The 1,074-nt window shown below is 75.2% G+C and carries 1 protein-coding gene; it reads left to right on the forward strand.

Features of this window, described 5'->3' with window-relative positions; all coding sequences use genetic code 11:
* The coding region (locus NON22_RS24725) for a tetratricopeptide repeat protein (protein WP_257389634.1) at nucleotides 1-1,074 on the forward strand (1,074 nt) is incomplete at both ends.

Genomic DNA, 1,074 nt, shown 5'->3' on the forward strand with positions numbered 1-1,074 from the left:
GTCCGAAGCGCGCCGGCGCCTCGTGGACGTGCTCGTCGAAAAAGGCCCGCCGGCCGCCGCGCAGCAGGCGCTGGCTGCGGCGCTGGCGGGCAGCAAGGCGACGTCGGACGCGGCGACGCGGCTGCGCGATCTCGCCGCGCTCGGCCCGGTGCAATTCCGCGCCGGCGACATCGACGGCGCCGAGCAAAGCCTGCGCACGGCATTGGCGCTGTCGCTGCAGGCGCACGGCGCCGGCCACACCGAAACCGCGCGCATCCGGCACGATCTCGGCGTGATCCTGCTGCAGCGCGGCGCCACGGCCGAAGCAGCCGAACTGCTGCAGGCCGCCGAGGCCACGCGCGGCCGCCTGCTCGGCGAGGGCCATCCCGACTACGCGCAGACCGTGTTCAACCTGGCCGTGGCGAAACAACGCCTCGGCGACAATGCGGCCGCCGCGCCGCTGTACGAACGCGCGCTCGCGATACAGCGCGCGACGCTCGGCCCCACGCATCCCGACGTGGCCGGCAGCCTGAATTCGCTGGCCGTGCTGGCCTGGTCGCAGGGCAACGTCGACGACGCCGTCGCGCGCATCGAGGAAGCGCTCGCGATCGCGCGCGAAGGACAGGGCCCGCGCCATCCGACCGTCGCGACCTTGCTCGGCAGCCTCGGCGGCTTCGAGCGCTACCTCGGCCGCCTCGATGCGTCGCTCGCCCATGCGCAGGAAGGCCTCGCGATCGCGCGGGCCGCGCTCGGCGACCGGCACTATCTCGTCGGCGTGGCCGGCGTCGGCGTCGCGGCGACGCAGAACGAACGCGGCGACACGGACGCGGCACTCGCCAGCTATCGCGCCGCGCTCGGCGTGCTCGACGCGACCCTCGGAAACCGTCACGCCGACACCGTGCAGTCGCGCGCGGCCTATGCGGACGCGCTGCTGACGTCCGGCGATGCGGCCGCCGCGCAGCGCGAGATCGACGCGGCACTGGACGCGCTGGCCGACAGCCTGCCGGCCGCGCATCCGCGCCGCGCGCGGCTCGAACTCGTGCGGCTGCGCATCCGCGTCGCGAACGGCGACTGTGCCGGCGCGCGCGGCGGGCT

It is taken from the genome of Tahibacter caeni, assembly GCF_024609805.1.
Taxonomy (GTDB): Bacteria; Pseudomonadota; Gammaproteobacteria; order Xanthomonadales; family Rhodanobacteraceae; genus Tahibacter; species Tahibacter caeni.